Source organism: Methylobacterium sp. P5_C11, assembly GCF_054049775.1.
On record NZ_JBFULS010000004.1, the window covers coordinates 94,136 to 109,270 of the forward strand.

A 15,135-nucleotide genomic window follows, 5' to 3' on the forward strand; every position below is an offset into this window, starting at 1 on the left:
CCCCAGCAAAAGCCCGATCGAGGGGGAAATTATGCGATCGGGCCGACCGAGGATGTAGCTAAGCTGCCACAGCCGATGGAAAGCGTGGCCGTAAGTGTGTTTCCGTCGGGTCAATTGCGGCGAATCGACGACGTTTCAGACGCGGAAACCAAATTCCCCCGAGTGTCCAGCGGTGATGCCGCAAGGTACGGCGGGCCAACGCGTTGCGCCCAGACTGAGGAGCACTCAGACGGGCGGCGTGTCGTTGGCGGCGAGAACCATGCCGGCCAAGTAGAGGGATCCGCAAATCAGGATCCGCGGCGGTCGCTCGAAGGCGATGTCCCGTACCAGGGCGAGCGCGGCCTCGATGCTTGGCGCCGCGTAGGTCGAGAGGCCGACGCTCTCGCCGATTCGCGCGACCTCCTCGGCCGGTCGGGCCGCCATTGTTCCGGTGATCGGGACGGCCACGAGCGCCCGGGCCAGGCCGACGAAGTTGCGCAGGAAGCCGTCGGCGTCCTTCGTGCCGAGCAGGCCGACCACCAGCACGAGCGGCACGTCGCTCTTCTCGCCGAGATCGGCCATGGCGGCCGCGAGGATCCGGCCGCCATCGATGTTGTGGCCGCCGTCGAGCCACAGCTCGGTACCGGGATCGAGCTGGGCGGCCAGACGACCGCGGCCGAGGCGCTGCAACCGTCCCGGCCAATCGACCTCGGTCAGGCCCCGCTCCAGGGCCGCCGTGCCGATGTCACCGAACCCGGCGGCGCGCAGCGCGGTGATCGCCGTGCCGGCATTGACCAGTTGGTGGCGACCGGCGAGGCGCGGCCGCGGCAGATCGAACAGGTCGGTTTCGTCCTGATAGACGAGCCGGCCGCGCTCCTCGTGCACGGAGAAGTCCTGGTTGCCCACGAAGACCGGCCCGGCGCCGACGGCCTCGGCGCGCCGGCAGAGGACGGCGTCCGCCTCGGCGTAATCCTGTGCGGCGATCACCGCCGGACAGCCGCGCTTGAATATCCCGGCCTTCTCGGTCGCGACCGACTCGACCGTGTCGCCGAGATACTCGGCGTGGTCGCGGCCGATCGGCGTCACCACCGCGCAGGCGGGCCGGTCGATGACGTTGGTGGCGTCGAGCCTCCCGCCGAGGCCGACCTCGAGCAGCAGCACGTCGGCCGGGCTCTCCGAGAACAGCAGCAGGGCCGCGGCCGTCGTGATCTCGAACATCGTGATCGGCTCGCCGGCATTGGCCGTCTCGCAGCGCGAGAACGCGTCCGCGAGGCGGTCCTCGTCGACGAAGTGGCCGCCGCCGATCCCACCGATGCGGATCCGCTCGTGGAAGCGGACGAGGTGGGGCGAGGTGTAGACATGCGCCGCCAGCCCGCCCGCCTCAAGGATCGCCCGCATGAACGCGATGGTCGAGCCCTTGCCGTTGGTGCCGGCGACGTGGATCACCGGCGGCAACCGGCGCTCGGGGTGGTTGAGCCGTGCGAGCAGATGCTCGATCCGGCCCAGCGACAGGTCGATCGTGCGGGGATGGAGCGCCAGGAAGCGCGCCATCAGGGCGTCGGACGAGGCCATCGCCGGGCTCAGGCCGCCTCGGAGGCCGCGAGCGGCGCGCCGGCTTCGGACTTGTTGGTCAGGAGGCTGCAGAGGCGGGTGATCGTCTCCTTGAGCTGGTGCCGATGGACCACTTGGTCGACCATGCCGTGCTCGCGCAGGTATTCCGCCCTCTGGAACCCGTCCGGCAGCTTCTCACGGATGGTCTGCTCGATCACCCGCGGTCCCGCGAAGCAGATCAGGGCGCCCGGCTCCGCGAGGTGGACGTCGCCCAGCATGGCGTAGGAGGCCGTGACGCCGCCGGTGGTCGGATTGGTCAGCACCACGATGTAGGGGAGCCGGGCCGCGTTCAGCCGGCGCACCGCCACGGTGGTCCGCGGCATCTGCATCAGCGACAGGATCCCCTCCTGCATCCGCGCGCCGCCGGAGGCCGAAAACAGCACGTAGGGCGTGCGCTTCTCCAGCGCCGTCTCGGCGCCGCGCACGAAGGCCTCGCCGGCCGCCATGCCCAGCGACCCGGCCATGAATCCGAATTCCTGCGCGGCGAGCGTCATCGGCAGCCCGCCCACCCGGCCGAACCCGATCTTGAACGCATCCTGCAAACCGGTCTTGGCGCGGGCCTCCTTGAGCCGGTCGACGTAGCGCTTCTCGTCGCGGAACTTCAGCGGGTCGGGGGCGACCTCGGGCAGGGCCACGTCGATCCAGGTGCCCTCGTCGAACATCATCTTCAGGCGCGCCTGGGCGGCCATCTTCAGATGATGTTCCGAGCCGGGGATGACCCAGTGATTGGCCTCCACCTCCTTGTGGAACACCATCTGCCCCGTATCCGGGCACTTGACCCACAGGTTCTCGGGCGTCTCGCGCTTGAACAGGGTCTTGATCCGGGGGCGTACCACCTCCGAGATCCAGTTCATCGGTTCGACCATCGACTTGCGTCCGTCCGCTTCATGCCCGCGCAGATATCAGGTGCGGCGCATGCCGCCGCCAGGGGTGCCCGATCCGTCCCTCAGGCCGCGCGTCCCACACCCGCCGACCGTACGCCCGCGGCGAGTTCGCGGACCAGATCCGTCACCGCCGCGACGCTTCCGGCCTGCGGCCGGCCGTCGCCGTCGAGCGAGCGCACCAGGGCGTCCACGAGCGCCGAGCCGACCACGACGCCGTCGGCGCCCTTGGCGATCGCCGCCGCGTGCGCGCCGGTCTTCACGCCGAATCCGACCACCACCGGCAGGTCGGTGTGGCGACGGATGCGGGCGACAGCCTCCGAGACCTTGCCGAAATCGGGCGTCGCGGTCCCGGTGATGCCGGTGATCGACACGTAGTAGACGAAGCCCGCCGTGTTCGCGAGGACAACCGGCAGGCGGCGCTCGTCGGTGGTCGGCGTGGCGAGGCGGATGAAGGCGAGGCCCTTGCCGAGGGCCGGCAGGCACAGCTCGGAATCCTCCTCGGGCGGGAGATCCACGACGATCAGCCCGTCGACGCCGGCCGACACCGCGTCATCGAGGAACCGATCGACGCCGTAGGTGTGGATCGGGTTGTAGTAGCCCATCAGCACGATCGGGGTGCTGTCGTTGCCGGCGCGGAAGCGGCGGACGAGGTCGAGGGTTCGGGAGACGGTCTGGCCCGCCTTGAGCGCCCGCAGGCCCGACGCCTGGATCGCCGGACCGTCCGCCATGGGGTCGGTGAACGGCAGGCCGAATTCCAGGATGTCGGCACCCGCGTCCGGCAGGGCCTTGAGGACCTCCAGAGAGGTCTCGGCATCCGGGTCGCCGGCCATCACGTAGGTGACGAGGACGGCCCGGTTCTCCGCGCGGGCGCGGGCGAAGGTGGCGTCGATGCGGCTCGGCATGGTCTGGTGATATTCGCGGTTGCTGGGCCTCCGACGGCCCGGGGTTGCACCCGCGCTACACCAAAGGCATCGGCCCGTGAAGCGGGCGGCGCCCGCAACACGTCGTGGCGGTTGCGGGATGGCGTCGATCCGGGGCATCGGCCGCCGGCGAAACGCGGCCATGCGTGCCGCCCGGTTGCCGCGGCGACGGCGGCGGCCTAGCGGTCCCCCATGCCCGAAATACCTCTGCCGACGCGCCCCCTGGCCGCGCTCCTGTTCGACATGGACGGGACGATCATCAGCTCGATCGCCTCGGCGGAGCGGGTCTGGTCGCGCTGGGCGGAAGCGCACGGCCTCGACGTGGCGTCCTTCCTGCCGACGATCCACGGCGTGCGCTCGGTGGAGACGATCTGGCGGCTGAACCTGCCCGGGGTCGATCCGGAAGCCGAGGCCGACGCGATCACCCGGGCCGAGATGGAGGATGTCGGCGACATCGTCGCGATCCCGGGTGCGCGGGCCTTCCTGGAGGCGCTGCCGCGCGACCGCTGGGCGATCGTGACCTCGGCTCCCCGGGCGTTGGCGGCGCGCCGCCTCGCGGCGGCCGGCATGCCGGTCCCGGCCACGATGGTGGCCGCCGAGGACGTGACGCAGGGCAAGCCCGCGCCAGATTGCTTCCTGATGGCGGCCGACCGCCTCGGCGTGGCGGCGCCGGACTGCCTCGTGTTCGAGGATGCGCCGGCCGGAATCCGTGCGGCCGAAGCCGCGGGTGCGTGCGTGGTGGTGGTCACCGCCACCCATCACGAGGCGATGCGGACCGGCCATCCGGCGATCGCGGATTACAGCCGGCTCCGCATCGCGGCGGCGGCGGACGGATTCCGGGTGACAGCGGGCGCCTGAACGGCGCGTCCCGGCGGCGGCCCCGCTGGCGGCCTGCCTTGCGTCAGCGTATCGCCGACGGCCGCGACCGAACGCGCCCACGGGGCGCCCCGTATCGGGGGTCCGGGCAACGGGAGTCGTCATGGCAACGATCGATCGACGCCGCGTCCTCGGAGCCATCGCCGTCGGAGGCGCCGGAAGTCTCGGCCCAGCCGCCGCCGCCGAGGCAACGCCGGCCACGCTGTTCCCGCTGCCGCAATCCGTCATCCCGGTCCTCGGTGAACCGCAGGTCTTCCCGGTCCGCCGGATCTATTGCATCGGCCGCAACTACGCGGCCCATGCCCGGGAGATGGGCTCCGACCCGTCCCGTGAGCCCCCGTTCTTCTTCCAGAAACCGGCGGACGCCGTGCAGGTGGTCGCCGGCGGGATCGCCGATCATCCCTACCCGTCGCTGACCCAGAACTATCACCACGAGATCGAACTGGTCGCCGTGCTGAAGTCGGGCGGCCGCGATATTCCCGCCGCCCAGGCGCTCGATCACGTCTACGGCTACGCCACCGGCCTCGACATGACGCGCCGGGACCTCCAGCGCGGCATGGGCAACCAGAAGAAGCCCTGGGAGATCGGCAAGAGCTTCGACCTCTCCGCGCCGATCACCCCGATCCTGCCGGTGGCGCGGGTCGGCCATCTGGCGCGCGGGCGCATCCGCCTCGCCGTCAACGGCGCGGTCCGGCAGGAGGCCGACCTGTCGGACATGATCTGGTCGGTGGCCGAGCAGATCGCCGAGCTGTCGCGGGCCTTCGAACTCAAGGCCGGCGACATCGTCTTCTCCGGCACGCCGGAGAATGTCGGGCCGGTGGTCCGCGGGGACGTGCTCGCGGGGACGATCGAGGGCTTGCCGGACCTGTCGATCCGCATCGTGTGAGCCGCCGCGGCGCCGACGCCGGCTTGGCGGGGGGACGGCGCGGCCTTATCCGGTGCGGAACGGCGGGGCCGGGAGCAGCCAGTCGATGATCAAGCCGAACCTCTTCGAGACCGCCGAGGGACGCCGGCTCGTGGAGGCCCGCTCCGATCCGGCGTGGCGCCGTTGGGGGCCGTATCTCAGCGATCGGCAGTGGGGCACCGTCCGGGAGGATTACAGCCCGGGGGGCGACGCCTGGGACTACCTGCCCCACGACCACGCCCGGTCCCGCGCCTATCGCTGGGGCGAGGACGGGATCGGCGGCTTCGGCGACCGGCACCTCAACTGGTGCCTGTCCCTCGCCCTCTGGAACGGACAAGACCCGATCCTGAAGGAGCGCCTGTTCGGCCTGACCAACGAGGAAGGCAATCACGGCGAGGACGTCAAGGAACTCTATTACTACCTGGACGGAGTCCCGACCCACGCCTTCATGCGGATGCTGTACAAGTACCCGCAGGGCGCCTTCCCCTACGCGCGCCTGGTCGAGGAGAATGCGCGGCGCGGCCTCGACGACCCGGAATTCGAGCTCCTCGACACGGGCCTGTTCGACGAGGGCCGCTACTTCGACGTCGCGATCGCCTACGCCAAGGCCGCGCCCGACGACATCCTGATGCGGGTGACCGTCACCAATCGCGGCCCGGACCCCGCCGCCGTGACGCTGCTGCCGCAGCTCTGGGCGCGCAACACGTGGTCGTGGAAGCAGGGGACGCCGAAGCCGGAGCTGACGGTGGGATCCGAGGGCTCGGTCTGGGCGCGCCATCCTGCGATGCCGCCCCTGCGCTTCTTCGCCGAGGGGGCAGCCGAGCTGCTGTTCACCGAGAACGAGACCAACACGCACCGGCTCTTCGGAAGCGGCCCTGCCGAGGGTTTCTACAAGGACGGGATCGACCGGTGCGTGGTCGGCGGCGACCGGTCCGCCGCGAACGCGCTGTCGGGCACCAAGTGCGCCGCCCGCTACGACCTGCATCTCGGCCCCGGCGAGAGCCGGACCCTGCGCCTGCGCCTGCGCCCCGAGACCGCGCCCGGCGAGCCCTTCGCGGAGTTCGACGCCGTCTTCGCCGCCCGCCAGGCGGAGGCCGACGCCTTCTACGGGGCGCTGCAGGCGCCGATTGCCGACCCCGAGATGCGGCTCGTGCAGCGGCAGGCGCTGGCCGGCATGCTCTGGTCGAAGCAGCTCTACCATTACGACGTGCGCGAGTGGCTCGCCGGCGATCCGGCCCAGCCCGCGCCGGCCCCCGGGCGCCGGCACGGTCGCAATGGCGACTGGGCGCACCTGCGGGCCAACGACATCATCTCGATGCCGGATGCCTGGGAATATCCCTGGTTCGCCTCCTGGGATCTGGCCCTCCAGGCGATCGTGTTCGGCCTGATCGATCCCGACTTCGCCAAGAACCAGCTGCTGCTGCTGGTCGACGAGGCCTATACCCATCCGAACGCCGCGCTGCCCGCCTACGAATGGGGCTTCGGGGACGCTAACCCGCCGGTCCACGCCCTCGCCGCCTGGCGGGTGTTCGAACTCGACCGCTCGCTCACCGGCACGCCGGATCACGCCTTCCTCAAGCGGATCTTCAACAAGCTGACCCTGAACTTCACGTGGTGGGTGAACCGCAAGGATTCCGAGGACCGCAACCTGTTCCAGGGCGGGTTCCTCGGCCTGGACAACATCGGCATCTTCGACCGGTCCAAGCCCCTGGGCGACGGCGCCTCACTCACCCAGTCCGACGCCACCGCCTGGATGGCGACCTACGCCCTCAACCTGATGCGGATCGCCATCGAGCTGGCGCTCGGGGATCCGACCTACGAGGACATGGCGGAGAAGTTCTTCGAGCACTTTCTCCTCATCGCAGGCGCCACCGGCGCGGGCGTCTGGGATGAGCCGGACGGCTTCTTCTACGACGTGATCGAGACCCGCGACGGCCAGCGCCTCCCGATCCGAGCTCGGACCATGGTCGGCCTGATCCCGATCCTCGCCGTCGCGGTGATCAACGCATGCGACCTGGACCGGCTGCCCTCGTTGCGCGACCGGATGCAGTTCTTCCTGAAGAACAGACCCGACCTCGCCACCCTGGTTTCGCGCTGGAACGAGCCCGGCGACGGCCAGTCGGCCTTGCTCTCGCTGCTGCGCGGGCACCGGCTGAAGGCGCTGTTGCACCGCGCCCTCGATCCGGACGAGTTCCTCTCGGATTTCGGCCTGCGGGCCGTCTCCCGCGTCTATGCCGACACGCCGTTCTGCTTCGCCTGGGACGGCCGCGACCTGGGCCTCGCCTACGAGCCCGCCGAGTCGCGCTCGCGGCTGTTCGGCGGCAATTCGAACTGGCGGGGGCCGGTCTGGATGCCGGTCAACTACCTGCTCATCGCCGGATTGAACCGCTTCCACGACTATTACGGTCCGGATTTCCGGGTCGAGGCCCCCACGGGCTCGGGCCGGACCTTTTCGCTGCGCGAGATCGCCGATCACCTCTCCCGGCGCCTGATCGGCCTCTCGACCCGCGGTCCGGACGGGCGTCGGCCCGTCTACGGGGACAGCCGGATCGAACAGGAGGATCCGCATTTCCGCGACCTGATCCTGTTCTACGAATACTATCACGGGGACACGGGCCGCGGGGTCGGTGCGTCGCACCAGACCGGCTGGTCGGGGCTCGTGGCCCTCCTGATCCAGGAGGTGGCGACCGCAGCCGCCGAGGCACCGGCCTCGGACTGGCTCTAGCGGTCGCGGCGCCGACTTGGCCGTTACTCGGCCGCCTGCTGCATCCGCAGCCTCTGGTCCTGCCCGATCTGGCGGGAGATCGTCGACCGGCGGGCGCTGTAGACCGCGGAGACCAGCGGGTAATCCACCGGGAGGCTCTACTTGGCCCTGTAGGCCTCGGGCGTGAGACCGCGCATCGTCAGGTGTCGCCGCAGCGCCTTGTAGGGTTTGCCGTCCTCGAAGCTGATCAAGGTATCCGGCCGGATCGAAGCGCGGATCTGCGCCTCGGTCGGGCGCCTCACCAGGGGTTCGACCGGCCGGTCCAAGGCAGTGATCGAGCGATGAACCTCGGAGAGCAGGTCGGGCAGCGTTCCGGCGGGGACGCTGTTCCGCGTGATGTAGGCACTCAGGATCTTTGCGGCGAGTTCGACGCTCGGCGATGTCGTCTGCATGGTCGTCACCTCGATTCTACACGTTTCAGATGTCAGCTCATCGGTTTCGTCGGGTGCTTCGCCGCCGACGGCCGGTCGTTATTCCGATTACAGGTCGACCCGTGCCGGAGGCGGCGGTACCGCGCATTATGCGCCCTGCCGCTGCCGCTACAACCGAGCCGCGCATTTATCGCGTCGATATTTCTACTTAGGATTGAGAATTACGGTCAACGACGAATCAACGGACGCGTCGTTGTTCCGGCTCAAGTGCGGTATTGAGGACTTACCTGCCCGCCGGGCGCCGAGGAGACAGCGAACACATGGAAGCCCTGGTCGTCGGCGCTGGCGTGGTCGGTCTCGCCATCGGGCGGGCGCTCGCGCTGCGTGGGCATGCCGTCATCGTGGCGGAAGCCGAGGAGACCTTCGGAACCGGGGTGTCGGCCCGAAGCTCCGAAGTGATCCATGCGGGCATGTACTATCCGAGCGGCTCCGAACGCGCGCATCACTGCGTCGAAGGCGCAAAGCGCTTATACAACTTTTGCGCGAGTCACGGTGTCCCGCATCGCGCGTGCGGCAAGCTGATCGTCGCGTCGGACGATGCGGAGGCCGAGAAGATCGCGGCGATCCGCCGGCAGGGCGAGGCCAACGGCGTCGCCGGCCTGGAGCTTCTCGACGGGGCCGCCGCCCGGCGCCTGGAGCCGCATCTCGCCTGCACCGTGGCGCTGCATTCGCCGCGCACCGGCATCGTGGACAGCCACGCGCTGATGCTCGCCCTGCTCGGCGCGATCGAGGATCACGGCGGCGCCCTCGCCCTGCGCACTCCGGTCGAGGGCCTTTCGCGGCGGGACGGGCAGTGGCAGGCCGCGTTCGGCGGCGCCGAGCCGGGCACGATGGCCTTCGACGCGGTGATCAACGCCGCGAGCTTCGGTGCCCCGGCCCTGGCGGCCCGCACGGACGGCTATCCGGCCGCGCGCGTCCCGACCCTGCGCCTCGCCCGGGGCAATTACTTCGGCTGCACCGGCAAGCCGGCCTTCTCACGCCTGATCTATCCGGCCCCGCGGATCGACGGCGGCCTCGGCATCCACCTGACCCTCGACCTTGCCGGGCGCACCCGTTTCGGACCCGACGTCGAATGGGTGGACGGCTTCGACTACCGGGTCGATCCGCAGCGCGCCGAGGCCTTCTACGGGGCGATCCGGCGCTACTGGCCGGGCCTGCCCGACGGGGCGCTCTATCCCGATTATGCCGGCCTGCGCCCGAAGCTGACCGGGCCGGGCGAGCCGGCGGCGGACTTTTGGATCGACGGGCCGGCCGAGCACGGCTTGCCGGGGATCGTGCACCTGTTCGGGATCGAGAGCCCGGGGCTGACCTCCAGCCTGTCGCTGGCCGAGGCGGTGGCCGACCGCCTGGACGCCTGAACGGTCAGAAGAGCAGGTGCAGCGCCAGGGGCGCGAGGATCGCGGTCACGAAGGCGTTGAGCCCCATAGCGATGCCCGCGAAGGTCCCCGCCACCTCGCTGACCTGGAAGGCGCGCGCCGTCCCGATACCGTGGGCCGCGAGGCCCGCCGCGAAGCCCCGGGCGCGCATGTCGCGGATCCGCAGGATGTCCATCATCGGCGTCACCAGGATCGCACCGATGATGCCGGTGAGGATCACCAGGATGGCCGTGAGCGTCGGGTCGCCGCCCAGGGCCTCCGCGATGCCCATCGCGACACCCGAGGTCACGGATTTCGGGGCGAGGGAGACGAGGACGGGCTGGGGGATGCCGAGCAGCCGCGCGAGGGCGATGACCACGGCGAGCGTGGTGGCCGAGCCCGCGGCCAGGGCGGCCAGCATGGGCGCCAGCGCGCGCAGGACCGTGGCCCGCCGCTCGTAGAGCGGCATGGCCAGCACTACGGTCGCCGGCCCGAGCAGGAAGTGGACGAACTGCGCGCCCTCGAAATAGGCTGGATAGGGCGTTCCGGTGATCGCCAGGACGGCACCGACCATGGTGACCGTGATGAGCACGGGGTTGGCGATCGGGTGCCGCCCCGTCGCGGCGGCGATCCGGTCCGCCAGGACGTAGGCGGTCAGCGTCACCGTGAGCCAGAGGAGCGGCGTCTTGGCGAGGTAGACCCAGAGCGAGAAGTCGCCGCCCACGCGTCAGGGCTCCCGGCCGGTCCCGCGCCGCTCGACCAGGGCCGCGACGGCGCGGAAGACCAGGACTGTGACGAGCAGCGACAGGGCGGTCGAGACGACCAGCACGAGGGCCAGCTTCGCGCCCTGCGCCCGCAGGAGGTCGAGGCGGCCGACGACGCCGACGCCCGCGGGGACGAAGAGGAGCGACAGGTTCATCAGCAGCCCGCGCGCGGTCGATTCGAGCGTGCCGTCGGTGAGCGGCTTCGGCAGCACGCGCGGCAAGCCGAGGCGGGCGTTGTCGCGCAGCAGCAGGAAGGCGAACATCAGGCCCATGCCGATCACCGGGCCTGGGATCGGCACGCCCGCGCCGCGCGCGAGGGCTTCGCCCAGCAGCTGGGCGAGAAGGATCAGGGCCAGGCTGGCGATCATCGCGGGAGGCCGGGCCTACGCGGCCGCGACGCCCTGCTGGCCGCTCCGCCGGGCGGCCGCGATGGCGGCCTCGTCGAAGCCGAGCAGGCGGCCGAGGCGCTCCACCAGGGCCTCCTCGAATTCGTCGACGTTGCCGTCCGCAGCGGCGACCGACCACGCCATGGTCAGCAGGTCCTGACGCTCCGTCCGGTCGGCCTCGTGCGGGATCATCTCCACGAGGCTCGCCACGTCGCGCACCTCCGCGTCCATGGCGGTGGCGCGCGCGATCAGAGCCCGCGCCGCGTCCGGACCGTCGGCGTAATGGCCCTGCACGAGGCGCGAGAGGCGCTCGCTCTCGGCGGGCGCCAGGATGCCGTCGACGCGGGCGACGTGAACGAGGAGCGCGGTGGCCGCGAGATGCGTCTCGTCCACGGCCTGTTGCGTGCCGACGCCGAGGGCCTCGGCCGCGTAGGCGCGCAGGCGTGCGATCAGGGACATGGCGGCTCCGGGGGGATCGTGCAGTGCAACAGTTCGGTCCCTGGTGTCGCGCCGTCAAGCATGCGACCGCACGTGACGCCCGACCGTGGCCGGCTTGCATCGCCGCCGTGGGGTTCAGCGGCGCGCAGCCGCCTCGGCCCCCGTCACGAGGGGGGCCAGGATCGCCTCGGCAGCCCGGGCCTCCGCCGGGCCTGCCTCCGCGGGCGTGCCGGACCGGAAGGGCGGCGCCGGGGCGTACTCGGCGACGAGCTGCGCGGTGCGGGCGTAATCCGGCCCGCGCAGGCGTGCGGCGAGCGCCAGCCCGAAATCCAGTCCCGCCGAGATGCCGGCCGCGGTGACGCGGTTGCGGTCGAACACGACGCGCTCCGCCGCCGGTTCGGCGCCCAGGAGCGGAAGCACCGTGTCGCGCACGCTCCAGTGCGAGGTGGCGCGGTAGCCGCGCAGCAGGCCCGCAGACCCCAGGATCAGCGACCCGGTGCAGACGCTCGTGACCCAGGCCGACCGGGCGGCACGGTCGCGCAGGAAGTCGAGGAGCGCCGGGTTGCCCATCTGGGCCGGCGTACCGTCGCCCCCGGGGACGAACAGCACGTCCAGATCCGCCGGGCAGGTCGCGAAGGTGTGGGTCGCCACCAGGGCGAGGCCGGTATCGCTCGTCACCGGGCCGGCCGCCTCGCCGACGAGATGGAGGCTGCCCGGGGCCAATCCGGCCAGCAGCGTCTGCGGCCCGACGAGATCCAGGGCCGTCAGGCCCGGATAGAGCAGCATGGCGATCCGGACGGGCCGGTCGGCCGGGACCGGACCCGGCCCATCCGCCGCGACGGCGGCCGCAGCGGGACGGGTTGGCCAGAGCAGGGCAGCAGCGAGCGCAGCGGCAACGACGTCGCGGCGGCGAGCCTCCGGGGCGATCACGGACGGGTCACAGGGGCCAGGCCGCGTCGCGGTAGGCGCTGTCCCAGAACAGCCATTCGAGGCGCGTGGCCTGCGCGAAGGCGTGGTGCATGCGGGCGCGCTCGGCGGCCGCCACGTCCCGGGCCGCCCGATCGGTGGCGGCGATCATCGCCGCCACCGCCTCGGCGAAATCCGCACCCGCATAGGTGTCGATCCAGGCCCGGTACGGGTTATCCGTTGCGGCGCGGGCGAAGATGTCGTCGCCCACCGCCTTGTAGATCCAGAAGCAGGGCAACAGGGCCGCGCACAGCACCGGGAAGGTCTCGGCATAGGCCGTGGCCACGAGGTAGCTGACATAGTGGTCGCAGGCCGGCGTCAGCGGCGTGGCCGCGAAGGTCTCCGCATCGATGCCGTAGTCGCGGAAGAAGCCGCCATGGAGCGCGCGCTCGACGACGATCGCCTCCTGCGCCGCGCGGGAGAAGTGCACGATCGCGTCCGGATCCGGCGCCTTCGCGGCGGCGAGGCTCAGCGCCCGGCCGAAGCCGATCAGGTAATGCGCGTCCTGCACGATGTAGTGCCGGAAGCGGTCCTGCGGCAACGTGCCGGCGGCAAGCTCGGCGTTGAACGGCATCGACCGGATGGTCTCGTAGGCGCCGGCGTTGCGCGTCCAGGCCTCCCGGGAGAAGGAATCCGGCCCCTTGCGCGTGTCAGCGGTCTCGGGCGGCGCCATGCCCTAACCCTGCCGCTGGGCGTGCGTGACGGCGACGTGGATCAGCTCGGCGAGGGTGCGCACGCCGAGCTTCTGACGCATCTGCGAGCACGCGTTGGTCACGGTCTTGTAGCTCACCGACAGGTCGGCCGCGATGGCGCCGTAAGACCGCCCCTGGGCGAGGCGCGCCAGGATCTGCTGCTCGCGCGGGGTGAGCTGCGATTCCGGCGTGCGCCGGGCGTCGGCGCGCAGCATCGCCACCTCGGTGGCCAGCCGCCGATCGAGATAGACCTCGCCGACGCGGACCTTGGCGAAGGCCTCGAACAGCTCGGCCGAGGCGTGATCCTTGAGGACGTAGCCGAGCGCGCCGGCCTCGAGGGCGCGGGCGACGATGACCGGATCGTTGTGCATGCTGAAGACCAGGATGCGCGTCTCGGGAGCGACTGCCCGGATCCGGCGGATCAGGCCGAGCCCGGCCATGCCGCTGCCCTGGAAGGTCAGGTCGCAGATCACCACCGGCGGCCGGAGCCGGTGGAAGATGCGGTAGCCGCCGACTACGGTGGTCGCTTCGGCGATGGTTTCGACGCCGGAATCCTCAAGGACGCGTCGACAGCCCTGCAGGACGATCGGGTGATCGTCGATCACGAGAACCGGCAGGCGCGTGGCGGCGGCGTCGATCTGGGATGCGATGGCGTTCATGCGCTCGGCGCGGTGCTGGTCTCTTCGCCCCGGCCAGGCGGAACGGGGATCGTGATCCGGACGATCGCCCCGGGGCCGGCATTGTCAAGGGTGAAGGTGCCGCCGAGGGCCTCGACGCGCTCACGCATCCCCGACAGACCGAGCCCCGTGCCGTGCTCCGGTGGAATCCCGGTCCCGTTGTCGCGGATGGTGAGGTCGAGCCGGCCGCCGGTCTCGGTCGCCTCGGCCTCCACCCGCGTCGCGGCGCCGTGCCGCACGGCGTTGGTGGCGCTTTCCTGCACGCAGCGGAAGACCGTGAGGTCGACGAGGTCACCGTAGCCCCGGGCCAGCCCGTCGAACCGGCCCACGAGCGTCAGGCCGGGATGGCGCTGCCTGAAACCGCGCAGGAGCAGGTCGAGGCAGGTCGCCAGCGGCGCCTGTCCCAGGCCGTGTGGCCGCAGGCGGTTGAGGAGTTCGCGGTTGACGGTCTGGACCTGACCGACGATGGCGCTGATCTCGGCCGCCCGGGCGGCGAGCTTCTCCCGGCTGGGCTCGGCGGTTCCGGACGCGATACGGCCAATCGAAGCGGCGTTCGCCTCCAGCGCGAAGAGGCAGGGACCGAACTCGTCGTGCAGTTCCAGCGCTGTGCGCCGGCGCTCGTCGTCCTGGGCGGTCAGCAACTGGCGATTGAGCCGGCCGTTGGCGGAGCGGACTTCGCTCAGGGCCTCGGCGACCTTGTTGAAGCGCTCGGCGATCACCGCCAGCTCCCGGGCGCCGGGCGGCTCCAGGCGGGCGGTGTAGTCGTGGTGCTCCAGCTGGGTCAGGCCGGCGCCGAGCCGCCGCAGCGGCGCGAGGATGCGGCCCAGCGCGATGTAGAGGGCGATCAGCATCGCGGCGTTGATCGCCAGCGTGGTCAGCGAGAGCGCGCGGGCATAGCCCCAGATCTCGTCGATCTCGTCCATCGGCTGGGTGGTGATCTGGGCGGTGCCCAGGCGCTTCCCCTCGACCGCGATCGGCAGCGCGTGGCGCTCGATGGGCGGCATGATCAGCTCGGCGAACCAACGCGGGGCTTCCCGGTCGGCGCGCGCCGGCGGCAGCGGCTGGCCGATCTGTTCGCCGTCCGCGTCGAGGACCGCCACCCGAACGTGCCGCAGCACCCTGAAGCGCAGGTCCAGGGTCTGGAGCAGCGAGTCCGGCGCGGCGGTGTCGGAGAGGCGGATCGTGTCGGCCACCAGCGATTCGACGGTGGCCAGGGAGGCGCGCGTCTCGACCCGCACCGCCGAGCGGGCGTTCAACACGATCACCGCGCAGGAGATCAGGGCCGCGAAGGCGTCGATGAGGAGGACAACCGCGACGAGCCGCGCGCGCGTGGACCAAGCCGACCAGGGCCAGCGGTTGGCACGCAGGCCGGGCGGCGGCGGGGTCGCCGCAGATCTCGGGGGCAGGTTCGGGCGTGTATCCACGCCGAGACGCATAGCGACCACGTCGGCGAAGTCCATGCCGACCGTGGCCGGCGACGCCGCGGAC

At 71.1% G+C, this 15,135-nt stretch carries 15 protein-coding genes; 4 read left to right on the forward strand and 11 right to left on the reverse strand.

Translation table 11 applies throughout. The annotated features are described in order from the left end of the window. Positions 1–225: 225 nt before the first annotated feature. The 3 genes from ACXJKQ_RS04130 to trpA all read right to left on the reverse strand — a co-directional run bounded on the left by ACXJKQ_RS04130 (position 226) and on the right by trpA (position 3,376). Positions 226–1,551, reverse strand: a complete 1,326-nt coding sequence (locus ACXJKQ_RS04130) for a bifunctional folylpolyglutamate synthase/dihydrofolate synthase (protein ID WP_457104504.1) — start codon at positions 1,549–1,551, stop codon at positions 226–228. Between the two features lie 8 nt (positions 1,552–1,559). Next, entirely contained in the window at positions 1,560–2,456 is an 897-nt protein-coding gene (gene accD / locus ACXJKQ_RS04135; RefSeq protein ID WP_457104505.1) for an acetyl-CoA carboxylase, carboxyltransferase subunit beta, read from the reverse strand. Positions 2,457–2,536: 80 nt separating this feature from the next. After that, positions 2,537–3,376 (reverse strand): tryptophan synthase subunit alpha, encoded by an 840-nt coding sequence (trpA, locus tag ACXJKQ_RS04140; RefSeq protein ID WP_457104506.1) that lies wholly within the window; start codon positions 3,374–3,376, stop codon positions 2,537–2,539. Positions 3,377–3,586: 210 nt separating this feature from the next. On the opposite strand from trpA, the gene ACXJKQ_RS04145 reads away from it, so the two are divergent. From ACXJKQ_RS04145 to ACXJKQ_RS04155, 3 genes are all read left to right on the forward strand, one after another. Further along, on the forward strand, positions 3,587–4,252 hold the full coding sequence (locus ACXJKQ_RS04145; protein WP_457104507.1) for an HAD-IA family hydrolase: 666 nt from the start codon (positions 3,587–3,589) through the stop codon (positions 4,250–4,252). A 121-nt stretch (positions 4,253–4,373) separates the two neighbouring features. Then, positions 4,374–5,156 carry a fumarylacetoacetate hydrolase family protein gene (locus ACXJKQ_RS04150; RefSeq protein WP_457104508.1) on the forward strand — a complete coding sequence of 261 codons (783 nt, stop codon included), beginning with the start codon at positions 4,374–4,376 and terminating at the stop codon, positions 5,154–5,156. A gap of 85 nt (positions 5,157–5,241) precedes the next feature. After that, positions 5,242–7,899, forward strand: coding sequence for an MGH1-like glycoside hydrolase domain-containing protein (locus ACXJKQ_RS04155; RefSeq protein ID WP_457104509.1), 2,658 nt, complete (start codon positions 5,242–5,244; stop codon positions 7,897–7,899). Between the two features lie 137 nt (positions 7,900–8,036). Here ACXJKQ_RS04155 and ACXJKQ_RS04160 read toward each other — a convergent pair whose 3' ends face one another. Next, positions 8,037–8,330 (reverse strand): MucR family transcriptional regulator, encoded by a 294-nt coding sequence (locus ACXJKQ_RS04160; protein ID WP_457104510.1) that lies wholly within the window; start codon positions 8,328–8,330, stop codon positions 8,037–8,039. Positions 8,331–8,629: 299 nt separating this feature from the next. Here ACXJKQ_RS04160 and ACXJKQ_RS04165 point away from each other — a divergent pair, with 299 nt between their 5' ends. After that, positions 8,630–9,727 (forward strand): NAD(P)/FAD-dependent oxidoreductase, encoded by a 1,098-nt coding sequence (locus ACXJKQ_RS04165; RefSeq protein WP_457104511.1) that lies wholly within the window; start codon positions 8,630–8,632, stop codon positions 9,725–9,727. 4 nt (positions 9,728–9,731) lie between these two features. Here the strand turns inward: ACXJKQ_RS04165 and ACXJKQ_RS04170 are convergent, their stop codons facing one another. The 7 genes from ACXJKQ_RS04170 to ACXJKQ_RS04200 form a co-directional block, all read right to left on the reverse strand. Continuing rightward, positions 9,732–10,448: an LrgB family protein gene (locus ACXJKQ_RS04170; RefSeq protein ID WP_457104512.1), complete on the reverse strand. Its 717-nt coding sequence runs from the start codon at positions 10,446–10,448 to the stop codon at positions 9,732–9,734. A gap of 3 nt (positions 10,449–10,451) precedes the next feature. Beyond that, complete coding sequence (locus ACXJKQ_RS04175) at positions 10,452–10,856, reverse strand: CidA/LrgA family protein (RefSeq protein ID WP_457104513.1); 405 nt, start codon at positions 10,854–10,856, stop codon at positions 10,452–10,454. A 15-nt stretch (positions 10,857–10,871) separates the two neighbouring features. Further along, the gene (locus ACXJKQ_RS04180; protein ID WP_457104514.1) at positions 10,872–11,333 is read right to left on the reverse strand and encodes a tellurite resistance TerB family protein; all 462 of its coding nucleotides are present in this window, start codon (positions 11,331–11,333) and stop codon (positions 10,872–10,874) included. A 114-nt stretch (positions 11,334–11,447) separates the two neighbouring features. Beyond that, complete coding sequence (locus ACXJKQ_RS04185; protein ID WP_457104515.1) at positions 11,448–12,242, reverse strand: DJ-1/PfpI family protein; 795 nt, start codon at positions 12,240–12,242, stop codon at positions 11,448–11,450. 7 nt (positions 12,243–12,249) lie between these two features. Further along, on the reverse strand, positions 12,250–12,951 hold the full coding sequence (gene tenA / locus ACXJKQ_RS04190) for a thiaminase II (protein WP_457104516.1): 702 nt from the start codon (positions 12,949–12,951) through the stop codon (positions 12,250–12,252). A 3-nt stretch (positions 12,952–12,954) separates the two neighbouring features. Further along, positions 12,955–13,629, reverse strand: a complete 675-nt coding sequence (locus ACXJKQ_RS04195; RefSeq protein ID WP_457104517.1) for a response regulator — start codon at positions 13,627–13,629, stop codon at positions 12,955–12,957. Then, entirely contained in the window at positions 13,626–15,107 is a 1,482-nt protein-coding gene (locus tag ACXJKQ_RS04200) for an ATP-binding protein (RefSeq protein ID WP_457104518.1), read from the reverse strand. Before ACXJKQ_RS04200 ends, ACXJKQ_RS04195 begins: the two co-directional genes overlap by 4 nt. Between the last annotated feature and the right edge of the window lie 28 nt (positions 15,108–15,135).

Excerpts from the sequence above, each read along its gene's own strand:
- ACXJKQ_RS04130 (WP_457104504.1), bottom strand. The coding sequence starts at position 1,551 with ATGGCCTCGTCCGACGCCCTGATGGCGCGCTTCCTGGCGCTCCATCCC.
- accD (WP_457104505.1), bottom strand. The coding sequence starts at position 2,456 with ATGGTCGAACCGATGAACTGGATCTCGGAGGTGGTACGCCCCCGGATC.
- trpA (WP_457104506.1), bottom strand. The coding sequence starts at position 3,376 with ATGCCGAGCCGCATCGACGCCACCTTCGCCCGCGCCCGCGCGGAGAAC.
- ACXJKQ_RS04145 (WP_457104507.1), top strand. The coding sequence starts at position 3,587 with ATGCCCGAAATACCTCTGCCGACGCGCCCCCTGGCCGCGCTCCTGTTC.
- ACXJKQ_RS04150 (WP_457104508.1), top strand. The coding sequence starts at position 4,374 with ATGGCAACGATCGATCGACGCCGCGTCCTCGGAGCCATCGCCGTCGGA.
- ACXJKQ_RS04155 (WP_457104509.1), top strand. The coding sequence starts at position 5,242 with ATGATCAAGCCGAACCTCTTCGAGACCGCCGAGGGACGCCGGCTCGTG.
- ACXJKQ_RS04160 (WP_457104510.1), bottom strand. The coding sequence starts at position 8,330 with ATGCAGACGACATCGCCGAGCGTCGAACTCGCCGCAAAGATCCTGAGT.
- ACXJKQ_RS04165 (WP_457104511.1), top strand. The coding sequence starts at position 8,630 with ATGGAAGCCCTGGTCGTCGGCGCTGGCGTGGTCGGTCTCGCCATCGGG.
- ACXJKQ_RS04175 (WP_457104513.1), bottom strand. The coding sequence starts at position 10,856 with ATGATCGCCAGCCTGGCCCTGATCCTTCTCGCCCAGCTGCTGGGCGAA.
- ACXJKQ_RS04180 (WP_457104514.1), bottom strand. The coding sequence starts at position 11,333 with ATGTCCCTGATCGCACGCCTGCGCGCCTACGCGGCCGAGGCCCTCGGC.
- tenA (WP_457104516.1), bottom strand. The coding sequence starts at position 12,951 with ATGGCGCCGCCCGAGACCGCTGACACGCGCAAGGGGCCGGATTCCTTC.
- ACXJKQ_RS04195 (WP_457104517.1), bottom strand. The coding sequence starts at position 13,629 with ATGAACGCCATCGCATCCCAGATCGACGCCGCCGCCACGCGCCTGCCG.
- ACXJKQ_RS04200 (WP_457104518.1), bottom strand. The coding sequence starts at position 15,107 with ATGGACTTCGCCGACGTGGTCGCTATGCGTCTCGGCGTGGATACACGC.